The 20,325-nt window shown below is 64.0% G+C and carries 19 protein-coding genes and 1 tRNA gene; 6 read left to right on the forward strand and 14 right to left on the reverse strand.

Annotated features, from left to right (window positions below; translation table 11 throughout):
* Positions 1 to 42: 42 nt before the first annotated feature.
* The 4 genes from LGT36_RS05125 to LGT36_RS05140 form a co-directional block, all read right to left on the reverse strand.
* Positions 43 to 279: a hypothetical protein gene (locus LGT36_RS05125; protein ID WP_226095205.1), complete on the reverse strand. Its 237-nt coding sequence runs from the start codon at positions 277 to 279 to the stop codon at positions 43 to 45.
* A 6-nt stretch (positions 280 to 285) separates the two neighbouring features.
* Positions 286 to 1,482 carry an inorganic phosphate transporter gene (locus tag LGT36_RS05130; RefSeq protein ID WP_226095206.1) on the reverse strand — a complete coding sequence of 399 codons (1,197 nt, stop codon included), beginning with the start codon at positions 1,480 to 1,482 and terminating at the stop codon, positions 286 to 288.
* Positions 1,483 to 1,587: 105 nt separating this feature from the next.
* The gene (locus LGT36_RS05135) at positions 1,588 to 3,267 is read right to left on the reverse strand and encodes an AarF/ABC1/UbiB kinase family protein (RefSeq protein ID WP_226095207.1); all 1,680 of its coding nucleotides are present in this window, start codon (positions 3,265 to 3,267) and stop codon (positions 1,588 to 1,590) included.
* A gap of 37 nt (positions 3,268 to 3,304) precedes the next feature.
* Positions 3,305 to 3,859 carry a PadR family transcriptional regulator gene (locus LGT36_RS05140; protein WP_226095208.1) on the reverse strand — a complete coding sequence of 185 codons (555 nt, stop codon included), beginning with the start codon at positions 3,857 to 3,859 and terminating at the stop codon, positions 3,305 to 3,307.
* Positions 3,860 to 4,100: 241 nt separating this feature from the next.
* Between LGT36_RS05140 and LGT36_RS05145 the strand changes: the two genes are divergently transcribed.
* Both LGT36_RS05145 and LGT36_RS05150 read left to right on the forward strand, forming a co-directional pair.
* Complete coding sequence (locus LGT36_RS05145) at positions 4,101 to 6,557, forward strand: glycosyltransferase family 2 protein (RefSeq protein WP_226264689.1); 2,457 nt, start codon at positions 4,101 to 4,103, stop codon at positions 6,555 to 6,557.
* Positions 6,558 to 6,570: 13 nt separating this feature from the next.
* A complete protein-coding gene (locus tag LGT36_RS05150; RefSeq protein WP_226095865.1) occupies positions 6,571 to 8,121 on the forward strand; it encodes a glycosyl hydrolase family 18 in 1,551 nt (516 codons plus the stop codon).
* Positions 8,122 to 8,136: 15 nt separating this feature from the next.
* On the opposite strand, the gene arr is transcribed toward LGT36_RS05150, so the two are convergent.
* The 5 genes from arr to LGT36_RS05175 all read right to left on the reverse strand — a co-directional run bounded on the left by arr (position 8,137) and on the right by LGT36_RS05175 (position 13,447).
* Positions 8,137 to 8,568, reverse strand: a complete 432-nt coding sequence (gene arr / locus LGT36_RS05155; RefSeq protein WP_226095866.1) for an NAD(+)--rifampin ADP-ribosyltransferase — start codon at positions 8,566 to 8,568, stop codon at positions 8,137 to 8,139.
* A gap of 31 nt (positions 8,569 to 8,599) precedes the next feature.
* The gene (locus LGT36_RS05160; protein ID WP_226095867.1) at positions 8,600 to 9,394 is read right to left on the reverse strand and encodes a transglutaminase family protein; all 795 of its coding nucleotides are present in this window, start codon (positions 9,392 to 9,394) and stop codon (positions 8,600 to 8,602) included.
* A 20-nt stretch (positions 9,395 to 9,414) separates the two neighbouring features.
* On the reverse strand, positions 9,415 to 12,066 hold the full coding sequence (gene ppdK, locus LGT36_RS05165; RefSeq protein WP_226095870.1) for a pyruvate, phosphate dikinase: 2,652 nt from the start codon (positions 12,064 to 12,066) through the stop codon (positions 9,415 to 9,417).
* Positions 12,067 to 12,183: 117 nt separating this feature from the next.
* A complete protein-coding gene (locus LGT36_RS05170; RefSeq protein WP_226095871.1) occupies positions 12,184 to 13,059 on the reverse strand; it encodes a pyruvate, water dikinase regulatory protein in 876 nt (291 codons plus the stop codon).
* Positions 13,060 to 13,201: 142 nt separating this feature from the next.
* Positions 13,202 to 13,447, reverse strand: a complete 246-nt coding sequence (locus LGT36_RS05175; RefSeq protein ID WP_226095873.1) for a hypothetical protein — start codon at positions 13,445 to 13,447, stop codon at positions 13,202 to 13,204.
* 192 nt (positions 13,448 to 13,639) lie between these two features.
* On the opposite strand from LGT36_RS05175, the gene LGT36_RS05180 reads away from it, so the two are divergent.
* The 4 genes from LGT36_RS05180 (at position 13,640) to LGT36_RS05190 (ending at position 16,479) form a co-directional block, all read left to right on the forward strand.
* The gene (locus LGT36_RS05180; RefSeq protein WP_226095878.1) at positions 13,640 to 14,758 is read left to right on the forward strand and encodes a class I SAM-dependent methyltransferase; all 1,119 of its coding nucleotides are present in this window, start codon (positions 13,640 to 13,642) and stop codon (positions 14,756 to 14,758) included.
* Between the two features lie 108 nt (positions 14,759 to 14,866).
* Positions 14,867 to 14,989 (forward strand): hypothetical protein, encoded by a 123-nt coding sequence (locus LGT36_RS14135; RefSeq protein ID WP_255633412.1) that lies wholly within the window; start codon positions 14,867 to 14,869, stop codon positions 14,987 to 14,989.
* 3 nt (positions 14,990 to 14,992) lie between these two features.
* A complete protein-coding gene (locus tag LGT36_RS05185) occupies positions 14,993 to 15,643 on the forward strand; it encodes an enoyl-CoA hydratase/isomerase family protein (RefSeq protein ID WP_226264688.1) in 651 nt (216 codons plus the stop codon).
* Complete coding sequence (locus LGT36_RS05190) at positions 15,640 to 16,479, forward strand: NAD(P)-dependent oxidoreductase (protein ID WP_226095875.1); 840 nt, start codon at positions 15,640 to 15,642, stop codon at positions 16,477 to 16,479. Before LGT36_RS05185 ends, LGT36_RS05190 begins: the two co-directional genes overlap by 4 nt.
* Positions 16,480 to 16,601: 122 nt before the next feature.
* On the opposite strand, the gene LGT36_RS05195 is transcribed toward LGT36_RS05190, so the two are convergent.
* The 5 genes from LGT36_RS05195 to aroH form a co-directional block, all read right to left on the reverse strand.
* Positions 16,602 to 16,675 (reverse strand) — tRNA-Pro (locus LGT36_RS05195).
* Positions 16,676 to 16,761: 86 nt separating this feature from the next.
* Positions 16,762 to 18,240, reverse strand: a complete 1,479-nt coding sequence (gene der, locus LGT36_RS05200) for a ribosome biogenesis GTPase Der (RefSeq protein ID WP_226264687.1) — start codon at positions 18,238 to 18,240, stop codon at positions 16,762 to 16,764.
* The gene (gene cmk, locus LGT36_RS05205) at positions 18,237 to 18,896 is read right to left on the reverse strand and encodes a (d)CMP kinase (RefSeq protein ID WP_226094590.1); all 660 of its coding nucleotides are present in this window, start codon (positions 18,894 to 18,896) and stop codon (positions 18,237 to 18,239) included. Before cmk ends, der begins: the two co-directional genes overlap by 4 nt.
* The gene (locus LGT36_RS05210) at positions 18,893 to 19,945 is read right to left on the reverse strand and encodes a prephenate dehydrogenase (protein ID WP_226264686.1); all 1,053 of its coding nucleotides are present in this window, start codon (positions 19,943 to 19,945) and stop codon (positions 18,893 to 18,895) included. The genes cmk and LGT36_RS05210 overlap by 4 nt, the downstream gene beginning before the upstream one ends.
* Complete coding sequence (gene aroH, locus LGT36_RS05215; RefSeq protein WP_226095173.1) at positions 19,945 to 20,307, reverse strand: chorismate mutase; 363 nt, start codon at positions 20,305 to 20,307, stop codon at positions 19,945 to 19,947. The genes LGT36_RS05210 and aroH overlap by 1 nt, the downstream gene beginning before the upstream one ends.
* Between the last annotated feature and the right edge of the window lie 18 nt (positions 20,308 to 20,325).

Here is a 20,325-nt window from a genome sequence, read left to right on the forward strand (position 1 = left end):
TTCTACACCTTCTTAGCAGGGATGATCGAGAATCAGACTCGGTCAGTGACCACCGGAGACAATCAAACCCACCGCCACGATGATGGCTGCCATCACGACGCCAAAACTGGTGGCAGCGATCGCGACGCGTAAAGGTGGTCGCCGGCCATCGTCGTCCCGCGAGCCGGGGCCGGCGAGCGCCCGGACGCCTAGGGCAAAGAGTGCTGGCAGGCCCGCCCCCACCACGAGACCCACGACGACGACGTTGAGCAGCGCGCTCACGTTGATGTACTCAGACATGAGCGACTACCTCTCGTGCACGTGGCCGGGAGGCGCGGTGTCCAGCAAGGAAGGGTCGTGATCGGTCAACGATTGCGCGATGGTCGACTCCACTCCACCGTCCCAGTCGTCGTTGACGTTGAGGTGGTTCACCGGCCTCAGCTTCGACCAGGCGACGAGCCCTGCCGACACGACCACGACGAGTCCAAGGACGGCGTAGGAGCTCGCGAACTGGCCGAGGCCAAAGCAACCAGCCCCCACCAGGGCCGCCGCCGGCACGGTCACCAGCCACGCCAGGAACATCCGCCCAGCGACAGACCAACGCACGGCAGCGCCCCGCATGCCGACGCCTGACCCAAGAATCGAACCGGTGGCCACGTGCGTGGTCGAAAGCGAGAAGCCGAAGTGGCTCGACAGCAGGATGACCGCGGCTGACGACGTCTCGGCCGCCATGCCTTGGCGCGGTTCGAGCTCCACGAGCCCCTTGCCAAGCGTGCGGATGACTCGCCAGCCACCGGTGTACGTCCCGAGGGCCATGGCCAGAGCGCAACTCACGATCACCCACAGCGGCACAGAAGAGTTCTGTGGAACGGTCCCCGAGGCTATGAGCGCCAACAGAATAATGCCCATCGACTTCTGGGCGTCGTTGGTGCCGTGCGCGAGCGACACGAGCGAAGCCGAACCGATCTGCCCCCAGCGGAACATCCTGTCGTTGTCGGCCTGTGACACGCCCCTTGTCGCTCGGACGACGAACCACGTGGCTGCGGCGCCCACACCGATGGCGAGCACTGGCGCGAGGAGCGCGGGGATCATCACCTTGGCGATCAAGCCGGTCCACAACACGCCTGACGTTCCGATCGCTGCAATCACGGCGCCAACCACACCACCAACGAGCGCATGAGAAGAGCTCGAGGGTATGCCGAGTACCCACGTCACCAAGTTCCACACGATACCGCCCACCAGACCGGCCAGGACGACGTCGAGGGTCACCACTCCTGAATCGACGATGCCCTTGGCGATCGTCGCAGCCACGCTGAGCGACAAAAAGGCACCCACCATGTTGAGACAGGCGGACAGCAGCACAGCGGCTCGAGGCTTCAGAGCTCGAGTCGCGATGGACGTCGCCATCGCGTTCCCTGTGTCGTGAAAGCCGTTGGTGAAGTCGAAAGCGAGAGCAGTCGCGACCACGGCGACGAGCAGGACCGGTTCGGGCACAACTGCCATTGTCCGCTACTCGGAGCCGTCCTGGGACCCCGCGGGGTCGACTATTTCGCAGCATCCCTTCCTGAGTGGGCGTAATGCGAGACAGCCAGGAACAAAGCCCCGGCCTCACCTCCGGCGGCGGCCGCCAAAGAGGGCGTGCGCGAGGGGCAGGAGAGATGCCGCCATCAGCGCCGTCCCCATGCCCGCGTCGTCCGGTCGCGCAAGGACGCCTGCGATGAGCAGTGATCCGAACAGGACGGCAGACACTGCCCGTTTGCCGGTGCGGTCCGCGCGAGCCACTGCCGCCTCGAGACGCGGGACGGACAGGGGAAGCGTGCCTTCCTCTGCTTTCGTCAACACCGCGTCAAGCCGCTTGGGAAGTCGCCACGCGAGCCCGGCAATCTCAAGCGCCTCTTTGGCTACCTCGCGCGCCAGGTTTCCGCCTTCGGCGCTGAGCAATTGCTGCGCGTAGGGCTCGACCGAGTCCCACAGGTTGTACGTCTGATCAAGGGATGAACACATTCCAGAGGTGAGAGAAACCGCCCTGATCACGAGCAAGAAGTTCTCGGGGAGCTGGAATGGCAGGGTGAGCATGACGTCGCTGAATTGCATGGCAAAGTCGGTGAACTCTCGTGGGTCGAGTTCACGTAGCTCCGCAAAGCCCATGCCACCGAAACGCGCAAACACTTCGGTCATCACGCGTTCCAACTCTGCGGTGTCCGCGGACGGCAACAACACGCCCGCCTCGTTCATGGCCGCGACCATGCCCTTCCCGTCACGGGATGCGGCGGCGATGACAAGCTTTCGCAGCGTCGCACGCAAGGCAACGGGAACCTCCCCCATCATCCCGAAGTCGACAAACGTCAGTGTCCACGGGTTCTTGCCCGGCTCGGCTTCACGCGGGGTCACGAACAGATTGCCTGGATGCGGATCGGCGTGGAAGAAGCCGTGAAGGAACAACTGGTCGAACATCACCGCTGCGAACTCGGGTGCCACATCGGCGGGATTGATCCCCGCGGCATGCAGGGCAACCTTGTCATTGATCTTGATCGCCGTCACGTCCTCAAGCGTCAAGACCCTCCTACTCGCTCGCTCCCAGACAACGGCCGGCACCTTCACTCGATCGTCGCCCGCGAAGTTTTCCGCGAAGCGCTCTGCGTTCTGGCCCTCCTTGAGGTAGTCGATCTCATCGAGGCTGGTGATTGCGAACTCCTCAACGAGCGTCGGCATATCGACGCGGTTAGACACGAGCCGGACTCTGCTCAACCATCCGCCAACTTTGCGCAAAGCAGCCAGGTCAACGTCCACGATGTCGCCGATGCCTGGGCGCTGCACCTTGACGACCACCGCTTCAAAGCCAGCGACGTGTGCGTCTTCGCGTGAGAGCCTGGCGCGGTAGGCCTGCCCGAGGGATGCCGCGGCGATCGGCTCGGGGTCCACTTCCGCGAAGACCCGATCGAGCCGCACACCTAGTTCTTGCTCCGCGAGTTCGCGAATCGCGGCAAACGGTGCAGGTGGCACCTCGTCCTGAAGGTCCTCAAGTTCCTTCGTGATCTCAGGCGGAAGCACGTCCAGTCGCGACGACATGAACTGACCCAGTTTGATCATGAGCCCGCCAAGCGAGACGGCGAGAACCCTGAATCGCCGAGCAAAGCGGTGCATCCTGGCTGCCCGGGTACGCTCTGCGATCCTCGCCATGCCGACACTCGGCAAGAACAACTCGTACCACCAGGTCACCGCCAGGTGCCACGCGGCGAAGCGAAGGATGCGCCGGTAACGGGCGCGGCCTTGTATGACGTCGGGCATCTCGTCTCCTCGATCCCGACGCGTCGACGGCAACCGATCAGTCCTGCGCGAGGATCGAGTAGATCCTACGTCGAGCGTCGTTAAGCGCCTCGACCGTCTTGTCGTGCTGCTCGGATGTTCCAGTGCGCACCACTTGCGCCACGGCTTGGGCAAGATCGAGCCCCGCCTTTGGCACCGCACCGAACGGACCAGAGCCGTGAGACGCATCTGCCGTCCAAGGCGCGTTCGCCGCAGCCTCTGTGGCCTCTTCTTTGCCGGCTTGGGTCAGCGAGTACGTCTTGCGATCATTCGTGGTCTCGACGCTCACGACGCCCTCGTCCGTGAGGAGTTGCAGGGTCGGGTAGACGGAGCCGGCGCTCGGCTTCCAACGCCCGTCGGTGCGCTCCTCAATCTCCCTGATCATTTGGTAGCCGTGCATCGGCTTCTCTGCCAACAGCGCCAGCAGAGCCGCGCGCACGTCTCCCCTCCCCATGCGGGTCCCCACCTTCTTATCGAGCGAGGATCTCAGCTGTTCCATCGCCTGCCACATGGCATCGGCGGCCTGTCCTGCTCCTAGGCCCGTGGCGCTGCGTGAACGGAAATTGGTCGTCATGGTGACCTCCTAGGTGGACCACGCCACCGATAGCGAACGATATATCGCTATCTTGACATGGAACGCGACGAAACTCAACGTGAAAGAAGGACGTACGGCCCGGCGGCCGCGTTCGCCGATCTGATATTGCAGTCGCTAGTCGACCATTTCTCCCACGGCCCTAGCCGCAGCCGATTCTCCGGGTTAGACTTCGTCGCGGCACTATCTCAGAGCCGAGGAAATTCGCCGTTAGGGCAGGTAAATGCAGCACGAAACGTTCCGGACAAATCGGACACCCGGGGACGAAGCGGACGACGCCCAAGAGAGAACAACAACCTTGGTCGACGCGCACCACGATCACCACAATGCGCTTGAAGAGTTGGAGATGGCTCACCATCTCACCGATACACCCAGCGAGCCTCCGCGTCCCCCTCGCCGACGTCGGCGCCAATGGGGAGCAGAGAAGCCGCGCCCGCCGCTTCCAGCAATTGAGAAGCCAGCCACGACCGCCGCTACGTGGATGGGCGGTCTTGCCATTGTGGCGACGGTGGTCGCGTTCGTCGCCTACCTCGCGCTCACGACGGTCTCCCAGTTCATCGACAACGGGATCGAGAACAGCTCGTACGCCTGGCAATCGCTCGGCTACGTGCTCGTCATGGGCTTCCTCATCTTCTCGACCTTCTCCTACCTCTTGGCCAGGCAAGGAGCGTTGTACCGTTCGAGGGGGCACGTCAGAGTGCCTCGTGCAGAGATCGATGCTTTCATGGCACGCACACGGCGTTCCCTCACGACGCTCGTGCCTTCGTATGCGGAAGATGCCAGTGTGGTGCGCGCGACGTTGATGTCCGCGGCTCTGCAGGAGTACCCCGTGTTGCGCGTCGTACTCCTTCTGGACGACCCGCCACACCCGTCCGACCCTGCTGCGGCTAAGAGTCTGGACGACTGCCGTGCTCTTCCAGGCGAGATTCAGACGCTCCTGAACGGCCCGTACGAGCGCTTCAGTGCGTCACTCGTTCACCACGAAAAGGCCGCCGCAGACGGCGGCGCAGGCACGCCCGATCAGATACGGGCCCTTGCCCTCGACTTCGTCTGGGCCGCTGCTTGGCTTCGCGAACATCAGACGGGCTATGAGCGGACCTCGAACGCCGATGACTTCTTGGCCGATGAGGTGCTTGGCGGGCTGGCCGGAGACTTCGAAAGCACGTCTCAGGCGCTCTTCGCTGCGCTCGACCAGCAAGCTGGGGTGCCGGCCGCGCGTCTCGCTCAACTCTGCAGGCGTCTGGTGTGGACCTTCGATGTGCAGATCTCGTCCTTCGAACGCAAGGCGTACGCCAATCTGCCGCACGACGCCAACAAGGCCATGAACCTCAACGCCTACATCGGCCTCATGGGCCGAAAGGTGCGGCGAGTGGAGACCAGGGCAGGAGCGATGCTGCGTCAGACGGAAGCGGATGACGGCATTCTCATTCCCGACAGCGACTACCTGCTCACACTCGACGCTGACAGTGTGCTGCTGCGCGAGTACTGTCTGCGCTTGGTTCACCACATGGAGATGCCAGGCAACGAGCGCATCGGCGTGGTCCAGACCCCGTACTCCGCCTTCAGGGGAGCCACGACCCGGCTCGAACGCATCGCTGCTGCCACCACGGATATCCAGCACATCCTCCACCAGGGGCTGACGTACTTTGATGCGACGTTCTGGGTGGGCGCAAATGCCGTGATCCGGAAGTCCGCCCTCGACGACATCGTCGAGGTCTCGTATGTGGGCGGTCAAGAGATCCGCAGGTACGTTCAGGACCACACGGTCATTGAAGACACCGAGTCGAGCATTGACCTGATCTCGCACGGCTGGTCTCTGTACAACTATCCCGAGCGCCTCAGTTACAGCGCCACCCCGCCAGACTTCGGATCTCTGGCCGTGCAACGCGCACGGTGGGCAAACGGTGGTCTGCTGATCGCGCCGAAGTACCGCCGCTATCTGAGGAGCAAACGCAAAGAGGGCCAGCGGGTCCGACGTGCGTCGGTAGCGCTGCGACTGAATTACATGGCATCGATCTCTTGGGCCAGCGTCGGACTCCTGTTCTTGCTGATGTTTCCCTTCGACGACCGCCTGCTCAGCCCGATCATCGTTGCGGCCGCATTGCCCTACTTCATCGCGATGTCGTCTGACTTCAAGCGACTCGGCTACAAGCGGACCGACGTGTTCCGGGTGTACGCCTTCAATCTCATTTTGTTGCCCGTCAACTTGTCAGGGACCATCAAGTCTCTGCAACAGGCAGCGGCCAAGTCCAAGATCGCCTTCGCGAGGACGCCAAAGGTCTCGAACCGCACGGCTGCACCGGCGCTGTATATCCTCGCCGCATACTTCATCGCAGCGTTCTCGTTCCTCACCCTGGCGAACGACATCAGGACGGAGAACTGGAGCCACGCCGTCTTCGCTGGTTTCAACGGCCTCTTGACGACGTACGCGATTGGCGCCTTCATCGGCTTCCGCAACTCCATCGTGGACATCGTGCTCGGCGCCATCCATTGGGTCCAGGTGCCCCGCAAGCCGCGGCGCAGCGCTCCCCCGGAGCCCGCCCCTCAACTCGACTGGGAGTCGGTGCTCTATTTCGGACCCGACCACGTCGCCACCTCAGACAACCCGCCCCAGGTCGCCGTCACGCCCACAGCGCAGCCGCGACACGGCGATACCCGCTCGCGCCAGCGGACTTCGTGATTAAGGAAACCCCATGACCACTACCCGGGCGCAACATCGCACGCGAGTATCGCTGCTTCGAGTCCTCTTCCTGCTCGTGACCACCGGCCTCGTCGGCTGGTTTGGCTTTCAGACCGTCTCGGCGATCGCCTTCACCCCTGCGACACCTGGACCCTCCACCTTCAGCGGCTACGTCGACGTCACCGCATGGCCAAGTTTTGCCTTTGAGACGCCCGACGGGCCGGCACAGTCGGACGTCACACTGTCCTTTATCGTGTCGGACCCGAACGACGCCTGCTCGCCAAGTTGGGGAGGCTACTACTCGCTCGACGCAGCGGCGGAAGAGCTCGAGCTTGAGCGTCGCGTGCGACAGCTTCGCGATGTCGGCGGAGATGTGCGCATCTCGTTTGGAGGCCAGGCAAACGACGAGCTCGCAGTCGGCTGCACCGACCCCGACAGCCTTCTTAACGCGTACCGGTCCGTCGTCGACCGCTACTCCGTGACCACCATCGACCTTGACATCGAAGGCAGCGCCCTCGAAGACGCAGCCAGCCTCAAGCGCCGCGCTGACGCCGTCGCCATGCTTCAAGAGGAAGCAGCGGAGGACGGCGATGGCCTTGGAGTATGGGTCACTCTTCCCGTCGGTCCTGAAGGTCTGACATCCTCTGGTGAGAATGCCGTCGCGCAGCTCCTGGCTGCTGGTGTCGATCTCTCAGGCGTCAATGGCATGACCATGAACTTCGGCCTCGTCACCTCTGCGGCGGAGCCCCAGTCGGACACGATTGTTCAGTCAGCCACCGCGCTCCACAGCCAAGTCCTCGACCTCTTTTCCGACGCTGGCCAGTCACTCAGCGAAGGCGCAGCGTGGAGCAAGGTGGGCATCACGCCCATGATCGGTCAGAATGACGTGGCGACCGAGGTCTTCACTCTCAACGATGCCGCGGTGATCAATCAGTTCGCGCGCGACAACGGCGTCGGCCTGGTGTCGATGTGGTCGCTCAACAGGGACGCCACGTGCGCGCCACCCCTGCCTTCAGTGCTGACAGTGGTGCAGACGTCATGCTCTGGAGTGGATCAGCAAGGCGCGCTCTTCGCCAAGGCGCTCGCGGAGGATCTTCCAGCGGCCATCGCGACGCTGTCGCCTGCGCCTACCGATTCGCCTCGCCCCACGGCCGGTCAGAACGTCGCTCCTGCAGACCTCGTGGACGACCCTGCTACGAGTCCCTACCCGGTCTGGGACCCGCTCGGCACATACCCGGCGGGGACCAAGATCGTCTGGCGTAAGCAGGTGTACGAGGCGCGATTCTGGACCAGCGGTTTCGCTCCAGATGCCGTGGTGTCCAATCCGCTCGACTCGCCATGGACCTTGCTCGGACCAGTGTTGCCGGGAGACACTCCTGCACCGCTCCCGACACTGCCGGAAGGCAGCTACCCCCAGTGGGATGACGAGGAGATCTACGAGGCCGGTTCGCGCGTTCAAGTCGGACTAGTGCCGTACGAGGCGAAGTGGTGGAGCCAAGGAACGAAGCCTGGGGTCGCTGTCGCGGGCGGTTCCCCGTGGGTGCTCATCATCCCAGCAGAGTGATGACGCGTCTCCGTCTCAATCGATGATGACGGCTTCGCCGCGTGCCTTCAGCGCGGCGAGGCCGTCTCTCATCGCTGTGATCTGTTCTTCGCTGTGGCCAACCCAGTCGAGAAGTTCGCCGACGACGCGGACGGGGCCCTTGGTGCGGTACGACATCGTCGGGTTGCCCGGGAAACGTTTGTCCGTGACGTTCGGATCGTCCTCAAGCGAGCCTTCAGGCTCCACCACGTAGATACGTCCCTTGCCTTCACCCACTGCAAGCTCGGCGCCCCAGGCCGCCGCATCGAGGGTTTTGGTGACGTAGAGGTGGTTCGACACGCGCCGTTGCTCGTAGTTGGACGCGAAACCAGGCAGCAGCACGTCGCCCACAGCGAGGTTCGCCTTTGTGCCGTGCAAATACGCACCTGACTGGTGGGCTTCAAAGGGGACTGGCCCTGCGTTCACCATCCGGTCCTTTCGCGTGAAGTCGCCCTCACGACTACCCCAGTTGCATCGGGGTCGTCAGGTCGTCGTCGGGAAGCGCGTCGGCCGTGGCAGTGACCTCTAGCGACTCGAGGTTGGCTTGGCCCGCCACCGTCGTCAAGAAGGCGGTATCCGCTGCATCGCGGCCGGTCGCGATTCTTACCATCGTGCCACGTGGCGCCAACGTGGTCGGGTCAACGGCCCACCACTCACCGTCGATCAGCGCTTCACATACTGCGTGGAAGTCCATGGGTTCTAGACCGGGCGCATAGGCCGAGACCAAACGTGCCGGAACGCCTCGCGCTCTCAAGAGGGCGACACAAAGATGCGCGTAGTCCCGGCAGACGCCCTGCCTGGCAAGGTACGTCTGTGACGCGCCGTCGGTGGGTTCGCTCGATCCCGGCACGTACTCGAGATGGGTGCCCACCCAGGAGCTGATGCCGTCCAGGAGGGCGAAGTTCTCGAGGCCCTCGAACTCAGCGAAGGCGATGGCGGCGAGTTCGTCGGACTCCGCGTACCGACTCGGCCGCAAATAGCGCACTTCGTGGTGCGCCAACGACTGGACGGGGGCGCCGCGACCGGTGACCGTCGCCTCGTAGGACACCTCCAGCACTCCAGGCTCCACCTCAACTCTGTGGAGCCTGGTGCCGTGAGAGTCCGCGATCTCGATGGCAGGCACCTCGGCACCGTCCAGGGCGAACGACAGCCGCTCGGACACGTCCGCGGTGGTGTCCGCAACGGCGATCGCGAACACGAGGTCGCTGCGAACGGGAACCTCCAAGGTCATGGAGGCGGTGAGGTGACGGCGCATCCGCCTATCGTCCCATGCGGCTACTTCCTCGCGTTCAACACCGCCTTGGCCGCGGCGAACCTGGCGATCGGCACCCGGAAGGGCGAGCAGGACACGTAGTCGAGGCCTGCACCGTGGAAGAACTCGATCGAGTCGGGGTCGCCTCCGTGCTCTCCACAGACGCCTGTCTTGAGCTTCTCCTTGGTCATGCGGCCCCTCGTCACGCCCGTTTCCACCAATTGGCCAACACCCTCGACGTCTATCGACTCGAAGGGGTTGCGCTCGAGGGTGTGATCCATCACGTAGTGCGTCAGGAACCCGTTCTCGGCGTCGTCGCGGGAAATACCGATGGTCATCTGTGTGAGGTCGTTGGTGCCAAACGAGAAGAAGTCGGCGTGCTCGGCGATCTTGTCTGCGATGAGCGCAGCCCTCGGGATCTCGATCATGGTGCCGATCGTGTAGTCCAGTTGGGCACCGGCCGCGTCAAGTTCCTCCTTGACCGCCTTCTCCACAATGCGGCGCTGCACCTCGAGCTCCTTGGTGAGGGCCACGAGCGGAATCATGATCTCCACCCCGACCGTCTCTCCTTCTCGTTCCTTCACGGCAAGCGCCGCCCTGATGATCGCCCTCGTCTGCATTTCAGGGATCTCTGGATAGAGCATCGCGAGCCGGCAGCCCCTGGTGCCGAGCATCGGGTTTTGTTCGTGAAGGCGCTTGACTTGGCCGAGCGTCTCTCGAGCCTTCGCCAACTCCGCCTCATCGCCGCCCTGCAACTCGAGCCGCTGTACCAACAGCGCTTGCTCGACGAGGTTGGGCAAGAACTCGTGAAGCGGTGGGTCGAGCAACCGGACCGTCACCGGCAGACCCTTCATGGCCGTGAAGACGCCTTCGAAGTCGGCCTGCTGCATGGGCAGGATCTCTTCCAAGGCGTAGGCCCGCGCGTCGGCCGACTCTGCGAGGATCATGCGGCGCACCGCCGGCAGCCGGTCTTGAGCCATGAACATGTGCTCGGTGCGGCACAGGCCGATGCCCTCCGCTCCCAGCTCTCTCGCCTTCGTGGCGTCCTCGAAGTTGTCGGCGTTGGCCCTGACGCCAAGCGTCCGAACCTCGTCGGCCCACTGCACTACGCGCTGGAAGTCTTCGTTGATCTGCGGAGGCACGAGGTCGAGCGCCTCTCCGTAGACGTCTCCTGCTGTGCCGTCGAGGGTGACGACGTCGCCCTCGCGGAGCACTCTCTCTCCGATAGTGAGCGTCTTGCCAGCAACGTCGATCTTGATTCCTGCGGCGCCCGCAACGCAGGGCTTGCCCATTCCGCGCGCCACAACGGCAGCGTGGGACGTCATTCCCCCGTGAGCCGTCAGAATGCCCTGGGCCACGATCACGCCATGGATGTCGTCCGGCGTGGTCTCGTAGCGCACCAGGACCACGGCGTCGCCCTTGCCTCCTCGCTCGGCCGCCGTGTCAGCGTCGAACACAATCTCGCCGACGGCGGCTCCGGGAGAGGCCGGCAGCCCCTTGGCGATCGGCTTGTGGCCGTGGTGAGGATCGATGGCAGGGTGGAGCAGTTGATCGAGTTGAGCGGGCTCAATGCGCATGAGCGCCGTCTCGTGATCGATCAGACCCTCGTCAACGAGGTCGGAGGCCACCTTGAGCGCCGCGGCCGCCGTGCGCTTGCCGTTACGGGTCTGGAGCAAGAACAGTTTGCCGCTCTCGATCGTGAACTCCATGTCTTGCATGTCGCGGTAGTGCTGTTCCATCTTGTGCATGGTCGCGATCAGCTGCTCGTACGCCTCGGGAAGAACCTCCTTCATCTCTCCCAAGGGGCGCGGCGTGCGGATGCCCGCCACCACGTCCTCGCCCTGAGCATTGACGAGGAACTCGCCGTACAGGGCCTTCTCCCCTGTCGATGGGTTGCGGGTGAAGCACACGCCCGTGGCGGAGGTGTCGCCCCTGTTGCCAAAGACCATCTGCATCACGTTGACGGCGGTGCCGAGTTCTGCAGAGATGTTGTTCGCTCGGCGGTAGACGTCCGCACGAGGGTTTCCCCACGACTTGAAGACGGCGTTGACGGCCCTGTGCAGCTGCTCATGCGGGTCGGTGGTCCAGTCGCCGCCAAGGTGTTCGCTGGAGATCTCCTTGAAGGTCGCGACCAGCTCCTTGAGGTCTTCTGCCGACAGGTCAGTGTCCTGGTCTACTCCCCTGCTGGCCTTGAGGCCCGATAGTGCGTCTTCATAGGCGTGGCCAGGCACTCCCTCCACCACCTCGCCATACATCTGGATGAACCGGCGGTAGCAGTCCCAAGCGAAACGCTCGTTGCCGGACTCCTCCGCAACCGCCACCACGGACTCGTCTGAGATGCCCAAGTTCAGGATGGTGTCCATCATCCCTGGCATGGAGTGCACCGCTCCCGAGCGAACGGACACGAGCAAGGGATTGCTACGACCGCCGAGTCTCTTGCCAGTGCGCTCCTCGAGGCGCGCCAAGGCAGCGTCAATCTCTCCACCCAGTCCTTCGGGCCACTCGCCGCCCCGCTTCATGGTTTCGACGCACGCCTTTGTGGTCACCGTGAATGCGTCCGGTACCGGAACGCCCACCCTCGCCATCTCTGCAACGCCGGCGCCCTTGCCTCCCAGCAAGTTTCGCATCGAGGCGTCGCCCTCGGAGAGATCGTAGATATAAAGCTTTTCGCTCATGATCGCCTTCAATCCCGCGCAAATGCGACAGAACGGGACCCCGTTGTCCCGACTTTCCCAGCCTAGACACGTCGCCCTAGCGGAAGTCGGGACCAGTAGCCCAGTCGGAGGTCCCGGTTATCGTTTGCAGACGACGCCGGGTAGCAGGCGCAAAGAGGCGCCGAAGCGTTCTGCTCGCTTGACGACGAGGTCAAGAATTCGCGAAGCGAGTTCTTCGAGAGCGACGCCGGTGGTGTCGACGATGGGGCAGCCGAGCTTCTTCTGGATCGCGGTGACCTCGTCCAACTCGTCGAGGATCCTGGTCAGGTCCGCATAGCCGTCCCTGGTGCCAAAGCCGCCCATGGCGCGCACCCGCTGGTTGCGAATGACCTGGAGTTGCTGTGGTTCCATCGTGAGGCCCACGATGCGCCAACGGTCAACGGAGAAGAGCTCCTCAGGGGGCGCTATCGCGGGCACCAGTGGCACGTTTGCCGTCTTGTAGCCCAGGTACCCCAGATACATCGACAAGGGCGTCTTGCCCGATCGAGATGCCCCTACCAGCACGATGTCAGCCTCGCGCAAGGCTCCAGGCGCCGCACCGTCGTCGTTGCGCACGGCGAAGTCGATGGCCGACACCCTGGTGAAGTAGTCGGCCTCGACACCTACCGGGCGGCGCGCCACCGCGTCGGCCTCGTCTCCGGTGGCATGCTCTAGCGCCCTGAGAGCATCGGTCATCAGGTCTGCATACGGGATGCCGAGTTCCATGCAGACCTCTTCGACGATCTGCACCATCTGGTGGTCGACCAGCGTGTAGAGCACTGCAGTCGGGTGACCTGGCCTATCCCGCAAGGTCTCGAGGGCCTTGTGGACGTGCTCAAGAGTGTCCATGCGGCGGTGCCGCACAAACGAGAATTGCCTGCCAGGAAACTGCGTAATCGCGGCCCTGGCAATGCGAGTGGCTGACTCGCCTGTCGAGTCGGCGAAGATGTGAATCTCGAGTGGCTCCGTTGCCATGACCTCAATGTAGTCCTTGCGCGCGACTCTCCTGGGCGAGGGTTATTGTCCGCGAGTTGCAGAACACCTTCTAGAGACCCCACGCCAGGAGCTTGACCTCAGACCTCATCCTCCTGAGACACGCCGGAATCGGGCTCCTCGTTCAGCGCGTCGGCGATCTCCTCCTCCGGACGTGGCGCGGCGGCACTTCCTTTGCGGCGACGATATCTGCCACTGCGATGCGCTCGACGCCACGGACCCCATTGACGACCACCGTCTGGTCATCGATGCTGAGCAGCTCGCCTAGCGCATCTGTGGCTTGCCCAGTCGAGATCAAGTAGCGCACCACCACTCGAGACCCGGGCGCAGTCAGAGATATCAGGCCCCTTTCATCTCTCGGCTCGGTCATGACTTCATTCTCCCCACATGAGCGCCTGCCCATGGACGAGCAAGCATTCCCACGCATCGGGAATGTCCCCGGCACCCACCGCTAGGCTTTCATGATGAGCGGAACTGCCCGGACGACTCGCTCCGCTGGCGTCGAGTCACGCGGATGCTGCAGCGCTCTGCGGGTGCGGCCCTCCGACGGCAATCGGACGTTGTGAGCGCGCTGCTCGATGGGCTGCGGCGGTGGCCCGACATCGAAGCGCCAGGACTCGTCGCCGTCGATGCCGCAGACCGCTTGATTCTGGATGAATCCGCTGCACTGCGCGCTGGCGCGGATCCTGGCTCGATCGTCGTCATTGGGGACGCCTACGGGGCACTGACCCTCGGCGCAGCACACGCGGGCGCGACCGGCATTCGCGCGCACCTTGACGCGCTGAGTGGTGAACGGGCCCTCGCCGCCAACGCCGAGCGCGCCGGTCTTTCGGGGAGCTACCGCGCGCTCCCGCTGGACGGTGAACTTGTGCATGGCGCGCGCATCGTCCTGCTGCGACTACCAAGATCCCTCGACGCGATCCGAGACATCGCCGGAGTCCTTGCTGCTCACGCAGATTCGGGCGTCGTCGTGGTCGCCGGCGGCCGTCTCAAGCACATGTCGTTGTCGATGAACGAGGTGCTAAGGGAGCATTTTGGGCGGTTGGACATCAGCCATGCCCGGCAGAAGTCCCGCGTGCTCTTGGCACGCGAGCCGCATGACGGTCGCGACCCAGAGCCGGCTGCAACGCGCGTCGAAGGTCTCGAGGTGCGGGCTTTCGGAGGCGCCTTCGCTGGAGCACGCCTCGACATCGGTACTCGACTTCTGCTCGACAGCCTCCCCGCGGAGCTGAAAGGCGGGACGGCCGATGATCCCTTCATCGATCTTGCCTGCGGGACGGGAGTCGTCGGCGCATGGCTGGCGACTCGGTATCCGAATGCACACGTCTACGCGTGCGACCAGTCGGCCATCGCGGTCAGATCGGCTCGCGCGACGATGCTCGCCAACGAGGTCGACACCCGCGTCGAGGTCAGGCAAGACGACGCACTCACTGCCAGGGCCTCCGCTAGCGCCTCGCTGATTGCGCTCAACCCGCCGTTTCACTCTGGGGCGGCCGTCACGGACCTTCTCGCGCCAAGGCTGTTCGCCGATGCCGCGCGTGTGTTGCGCCCCGAAGGACAACTGTGGTGCGTGTGGAACTCGTCGCTGCGCTACCGACCACTGCTGGAACGGACGGTCGGACCGACCCAACAAGTCGCCCGCAATGCGAAGTTCACGGTGACGGTCTCAACACGGCGCTGAGCGCTCTGCGGTCGCTCGCCGCATGTGCGTCGTCCTCGCTTGATGGTGGAGACGCCCCCTATGACAAGATGAAAGGAACGATTCAACGACGACTCGTGGGGAACGCTCGTGCAATCAAGAATTCACGTCACCACCGATCACGGCATCGCGCACATCGTGCTGGCCAACCCTGAGAAGTGGAACGCGATCGATTTTGACGCTGGACAGCAGTACCGTGACGCGTGCGTCTGATCCGTGTCCTCAAGCGAGGTCCGCGTGATCCTCATCACCGCGTTGGGTCCGGCGTTCTGCGTCGGGGGTGATCTTCTCGCCATGGCCGACGCTGCCGTCTCCGGTGCACAAGTCACCGACGCCGCACACATCATCCACGAGGGCATCGCCGCGCTCGTCGGCTCGTCCATTCCCGTCGTCGCAGCGGCGCGGGGCGCCGTGGCTGGCGGCGGAATCGGCCTGATGCTCGCTGCGGACTACGTGGTGGCAGGCGCTGACCTGAGGGTGACCGGCAGTTACGCAGACGTGGGCCTCACCCCCGATTTGGGCGTCAGCACACTGCTCACGCGTGCAGTGGGCGAACGCCGCGCACTCCAAGTGCTGTTGGGGCGGCGCGAGCTCGACGCGGAGACGGCGCACAACTGGGGCATGGTCGCGGAGGTGACGGATGACCCGGACACCCGAGCGACGGAGATCGCGCATCAGTGGGCGGAGGGACCGAGCCGAGCCCTTGGTGAGGCGAAACGCCTAGTCAGAATCTCAGGTCAACGTGATTTTGTCGTCAGCCTGGCCGACGAGGCACGCAGCATCGGCGAGGCTTTTGACGGCGACGAGGCTCGTCAACGTGTTGCGGCATTCGCCGCAGCGAGCGCCGCACGGGGGACACAGCGATGAATTCTCGCTCCCTTGCTGGCAAGACGATCCTGATCTCGGGGGGAAGCCGAGGCATCGGGCTTGCCATCGCCCTCAGGGCAGCTGGTGACGGCGCCAACGTGACGTTGCTAGCAAAGACCGACGAGCCTCATCCGCGTCTCGAGGGCACGGTCCACACAGCGGCCCAAGCAGTGAAAGCCCGCGGTGGGAAGGCGCTGGCGGTCGTGGGCGACGTGCGAAACGATGACGACATTTCGCGTGCAGTCGACCTCACGGTTGAGACGTTCGGCGGCATTGACGTCGTGGTCAACAATGCGAGCGTCATCGACCTGTCACCGTCTTCTACGCTTGATGCGAAGAAGTACGACTTGATGCAGGACGTCAACGTGCGAGGAACCTTCATGTTGTCGCGAGCAGCCGCACCGCATCTCGCTCGCGCCGACAATCCGCATATCTTGTCGTTGTCACCTCCGCTCAATCCCTCGGCAAAGTGGCTGGGCGCACACACGGGATACACGGTCGCGAAGTTCGGCATGACGATGGTGACACTAGGAATGGCATCAGAGTTCGCATCACAGGGCATAGCGGCCAACACCTTGTGGCCCCGCACAACTATTGCCACCGCCGCGGTACAGAACTTGCTCGGCGGCGACAGGATCATGCAGGCCAGCCGCACCCCTGAGATCTACGCCGATGCAGCATACGTGGTGGTCACGACCGGCTCGCGAGAACTGACGGGTCGAAGCCTCATCGTGGAGGACGTGCTAGAGGCGTCAGGGCTGAGCGAGTTTTCTCAATACGCAGCCAAGCCAGGCATTCCGGACGAGGCATTGTTCCCCGACATTTTTCTGGACTGAATCAACGGCGACGGAGACTTCCCTCTGGCCAGGCCCTTCATCAATACGCGACCGTCATCAGCCACGCCTTCCCGGGAACACGACAAAGCCCTGATGAGAGAGTTCTCATCAGGGCGTTTCTGTCGGGCTGACAGGATTTGAACCTGCGACCCCCTGACCCCCAGTCAGGTGCGCTACCAAACTGCGCCACAGCCCGTTTGGCCCCGTGGACGACGCTTTCGCACCACCTGCAGGCCGTCGACAAGTTTACACAGAGACGCACCCCTCGCCGCACCACCTGCGCTAGCGTCGGCTGCGCTTCTCTCGCACCCTCACCGAGATGTGAATGGGCGTCCCCTCGAAGTCGAAGGTCTCGCGCAACCGGCGCTCGATGTAGCGCCGGTACTGCGGGTCGAGGAAGCCGGACGTGAACAGCACGAATGTTGGCGGCCGGGTGCTCGCCTGAGTCGCGAACAGGATCTTGGGCTGCTTGCCACCGCGGACCGGGTGAGGGTGCGCGGAGACCAGTTCGCCCAAGAAGGTATTGAGTCTTCCCGTCGAGATGCGGCGGTCCCAGTTGGTCAGTGCCTCGTCCATGGCTCGCTTGAGCCTGTTGGTGTGCCAGCCAGTCAGCGCGGACAGGTTGACGCGTGCGGCCCACGTGAGGTGGGTGAGGTCCTTCTCGAAAGAGCGCTCGAAGATGAAGCGCTCTTCCTCCCCCACCAGGTCCCACTTGTTGACCACCATCACGATGGCTCGGCCGGCGTCAACCACTTCCGACAAGATGCGCAAGTCCTGCTCGGTCAGCGCGACGGAGCCGTCCAGCAACACCAGCGCCAGTTCAGCACGCTGGATGGCGGCAGAAGTGCGCAGCGACGCATAGTAGTCAGCGCCCTTACTCAGGTGCACCCTGCGGCGAATACCGGCGGTGTCAATGAAGGTGAAGAGCTCGCCGTCGACCTCGATCAGTTCGTCAACGGGATCACGTGTGGTCCCTGCGAGTTCGTTCACGACCACTCGTTCGGAATCGGCCAGCCTGTTGAGGAGCGAGGATTTGCCGACGTTGGGGCGCCCTACCAGCGCAATGCGCCTCGGAGAGCCCTCGTCTTCGACCATGCGCGTCTCTGTCGGCAGCGATGCCACTGCAGCATCCAGCAGGTCCCCTACTCCCCTGCCGTGCAGGGCCGAGACGGGGTAGGGCTCGCCAAGCCCGAGGTTCCATAGCGCCGCCGCTTCAAGTTCGCCCTGCGGACCGTCCACCTTGTTGGCCACCAAGACCACAGGCTTCTTGGTCTTGCGCAACAGCTTGACGACCTTCTCATCGGTCGCCGTCGGGCCCACCGTGGCGTCGACCACAAACAGCATCGCGTCGGCAAGCTCCATGGCCGCCTCTGCCGATTGCGCGACCGACAGATCGATGCCGTGCACGCCTGCTTCCCACCCGCCGGTGTCCATCAGCATGAAGTCGCGGCCGGCCCACTCGGCCTCGTAGGTCACCCGGTCGCGGGTGACCCCTGGGGTGTCCTCCACCACAGCGAGGCGGCGGCCGATAATGCGATTGATCAGCGTCGATTTGCCGACGTTGGGGCGTCCGACGATCGCGAGAATGGGCAGGGCCTCGCGTTGCTGAACGGGCTCGCCCTCGAGAGTGGCAAGGTCGCTCTCGTCCAGTTCGTACGCCTCAAGTCCGGCACGTAGCGCCGCCTCACGCACCTCATCGAGACTCTCTTGAGGGTCTGAGGGTGGCGGAGGCGTGTAGTCGTCGTCGTAGTCGTCGTTCATGAGCTTGCCTCCTTGGCGAGGGCTAGGACTGCGCCTACCACCTCGTCGAGCGTCAGGTGGGTCGTATCGATCTCCACCACGCCATCGGCCGCGGTGTGGAACTGCACCACGGTGGAATCCTTTTGATCGCGTCCCAGCACGGATTCGCGCACGGTGGCAGGGTCTGCGCCATCTCCCGTGCGGCGCGCGATGCGCACCTCTTCGTCTGCGGTGAGCAAGACGCGCACCTCGGCGTCTGGCACCACCACCGAGGTGATGTCGCGCCCTTCAACCACCACGCCCGCCCGCGACCGCGACGCGTCGATGAGTTTGCGCTGGATGTCCCGGAGCACCTTGCGCGCGCTGAGATTGGTCGCCACTGCAGACACCACGAGCGAGATGGAGTCCGTGTGAAGCAGGCTCGTGACGTCTTCGCCATCGAGCAAGACGTGTGGATTGCCAGGGTCGAGTCTCATCTCGACGTTCATGGTCGCCACCATCGAGGTGACATCGTCCTCATTCTTGAGGTCGACGCCCTCCCGCAGGCAGTACAGGGCGCCAACGCGGTACGTTGCGCCGGTGTCGAGGTATTCGAGGCCTAGACGCCTTGCCACCTCGCGGGACACCGTCGACTTGCCGGTTCCGGCAGGTCCATCGACCGCGATCACGATACTCATGCGCCTGCCACCGTCCATCCGCTGTGTTCGAGAGCCACTCCCAGTGCGGCCGCATGCTGGGGAAGTACCCACAGCGTCGTGAGGCCGACGGGTTGACGCGGCGAGTGCTCGATCGAGATATCCTCCACGTTCACGCCGACCGCAGCCGTGTCAGATAACAATCTCACCAAATGGCCGGGCTCGTCAGGCACGATCACGGTGACGGCCTCCCAGTCGCGCTTCGCGCCACCGTGCTTGCCGGGGATCCTCGCCACTTCCGCACGTCCCCGATCAATAAGCTGGGTCATGGCCGCGCCGATGTCTTCCGCTGTGCGCACCGCATCGAGTGCCTCGACGATGTGGGTAATTGTCTCCACGAGCGCCGCCCTGTTGAGGCGGGCGATGTCGGCCCACATGTCAGGCTGGGAGGCGGCAATGCGGGTGACATCACGCAAGCCCTGGCCAGCGAGCGCCACGTCGTCGGCTCCGAGCGGCGCCAGAGCGGCGGCAACGGCCGACGCTGCGGCCTGGGGGGCGTGGGAGACCCTCGCGACCGCCAGGTCGTGGGCGCTCGCCTCCATCTCGATCACGTCACATTCGAGAGCCCCCGCCACCTGGATCACCAAAGCGACCGCAGCGGGACTCGCCTCGCCAGGACACAGCACCCAAGGGCGCGCCCTGAAAAGGTCTCCCTGTGCGGCCAGCGCCCCCGAGACCTCCCTGCCAGCCATCGGGTGAGAACCCACGTAGCGATGAGCCTGGCCCGTCGTCGCAGCCACCTTGGCGATGGGAGCCTTGACGCTCGCCACGTCCATCACCACTGCTTGTGGCCACGCCGCGAGGGCCTCGACGACGACGTTGCCGGTCACGCCCGGCGGGGTCGCCACAATCACGAGTTCGGGAGCACCATCGCCAATGACCCCGCCGGCCCCAATGCCCCTCGCCAGGCGCTCTGCCTCGGCATCGGCGTCGACGATGGTGACGCGCCAACCCTGAGAACTCAGACCAATCCCTATGGACGCGCCGATGAGGCCAGCGCCGATGATGTGGGTGGTGGGCGTTGCGTCCATTACTGCGCGAGATCCCGGCGCAAGGACACGGCGTCGTGCAGATACACGTGGGACACCATGTCTCGCGGTCGGTCCATCTCGGCGTGCATCATGATGCGCACGACCATGCGCAGGGCACCGGGAACCGCCATCTCTTGGGCACACATCAGCGGTACTGCTCCGAATCCAAGCGTGCGGGCGGCCGCGGCGGGAAAGTCGCTCACGATGTCGGGCGTGCACGTGAAGAAGACGGAGATAACATCGGCTGCCGTCAGGCCGTTGTCTCGCAACACGCCCTCGATGAGTTCGCGAGTGCGTTCGTGGAGGTGCTCACGTTCATCCCGCTCGAGCGTGGTTGCGCCTCTGATCGCCCGTACAGCCATGCGGACATGCTACCGGCC

Origin of the sequence: Demequina sp. TMPB413, assembly GCF_020447105.2 — a bacterium.
GTDB lineage: Bacteria > Actinomycetota > Actinomycetes > Actinomycetales > Demequinaceae > Demequina.

Bases quoted from the DNA above. Each gene is read 5' to 3' on its own strand.
- LGT36_RS05125 (WP_226095205.1), bottom strand. From the start codon at position 279: ATGTCTGAGTACATCAACGTGAGCGCGCTGCTCAACGTCGTCGTCGTG.
- LGT36_RS05130 (WP_226095206.1), bottom strand. From the start codon at position 1,482: ATGGCAGTTGTGCCCGAACCGGTCCTGCTCGTCGCCGTGGTCGCGACT.
- LGT36_RS05135 (WP_226095207.1), bottom strand. From the start codon at position 3,267: ATGCCCGACGTCATACAAGGCCGCGCCCGTTACCGGCGCATCCTTCGC.
- LGT36_RS05140 (WP_226095208.1), bottom strand. From the start codon at position 3,859: ATGACGACCAATTTCCGTTCACGCAGCGCCACGGGCCTAGGAGCAGGA.
- LGT36_RS05145 (WP_226264689.1), top strand. From the start codon at position 4,101: ATGCAGCACGAAACGTTCCGGACAAATCGGACACCCGGGGACGAAGCG.
- LGT36_RS05150 (WP_226095865.1), top strand. From the start codon at position 6,571: ATGACCACTACCCGGGCGCAACATCGCACGCGAGTATCGCTGCTTCGA.
- arr (WP_226095866.1), bottom strand. From the start codon at position 8,568: ATGGTGAACGCAGGGCCAGTCCCCTTTGAAGCCCACCAGTCAGGTGCG.
- LGT36_RS05160 (WP_226095867.1), bottom strand. From the start codon at position 9,394: ATGCGCCGTCACCTCACCGCCTCCATGACCTTGGAGGTTCCCGTTCGC.
- ppdK (WP_226095870.1), bottom strand. From the start codon at position 12,066: ATGAGCGAAAAGCTTTATATCTACGATCTCTCCGAGGGCGACGCCTCG.
- LGT36_RS05170 (WP_226095871.1), bottom strand. From the start codon at position 13,059: ATGGCAACGGAGCCACTCGAGATTCACATCTTCGCCGACTCGACAGGC.
- LGT36_RS05175 (WP_226095873.1), bottom strand. From the start codon at position 13,447: ATGACCGAGCCGAGAGATGAAAGGGGCCTGATATCTCTGACTGCGCCC.
- LGT36_RS05190 (WP_226095875.1), top strand. From the start codon at position 15,640: ATGAATTCTCGCTCCCTTGCTGGCAAGACGATCCTGATCTCGGGGGGA.
- der (WP_226264687.1), bottom strand. From the start codon at position 18,240: ATGAACGACGACTACGACGACGACTACACGCCTCCGCCACCCTCAGAC.
- cmk (WP_226094590.1), bottom strand. From the start codon at position 18,896: ATGAGTATCGTGATCGCGGTCGATGGACCTGCCGGAACCGGCAAGTCG.
- LGT36_RS05210 (WP_226264686.1), bottom strand. From the start codon at position 19,945: ATGGACGCAACGCCCACCACCCACATCATCGGCGCTGGCCTCATCGGC.
- aroH (WP_226095173.1), bottom strand. From the start codon at position 20,307: ATGGCTGTACGGGCGATCAGAGGCGCAACCACGCTCGAGCGGGATGAA.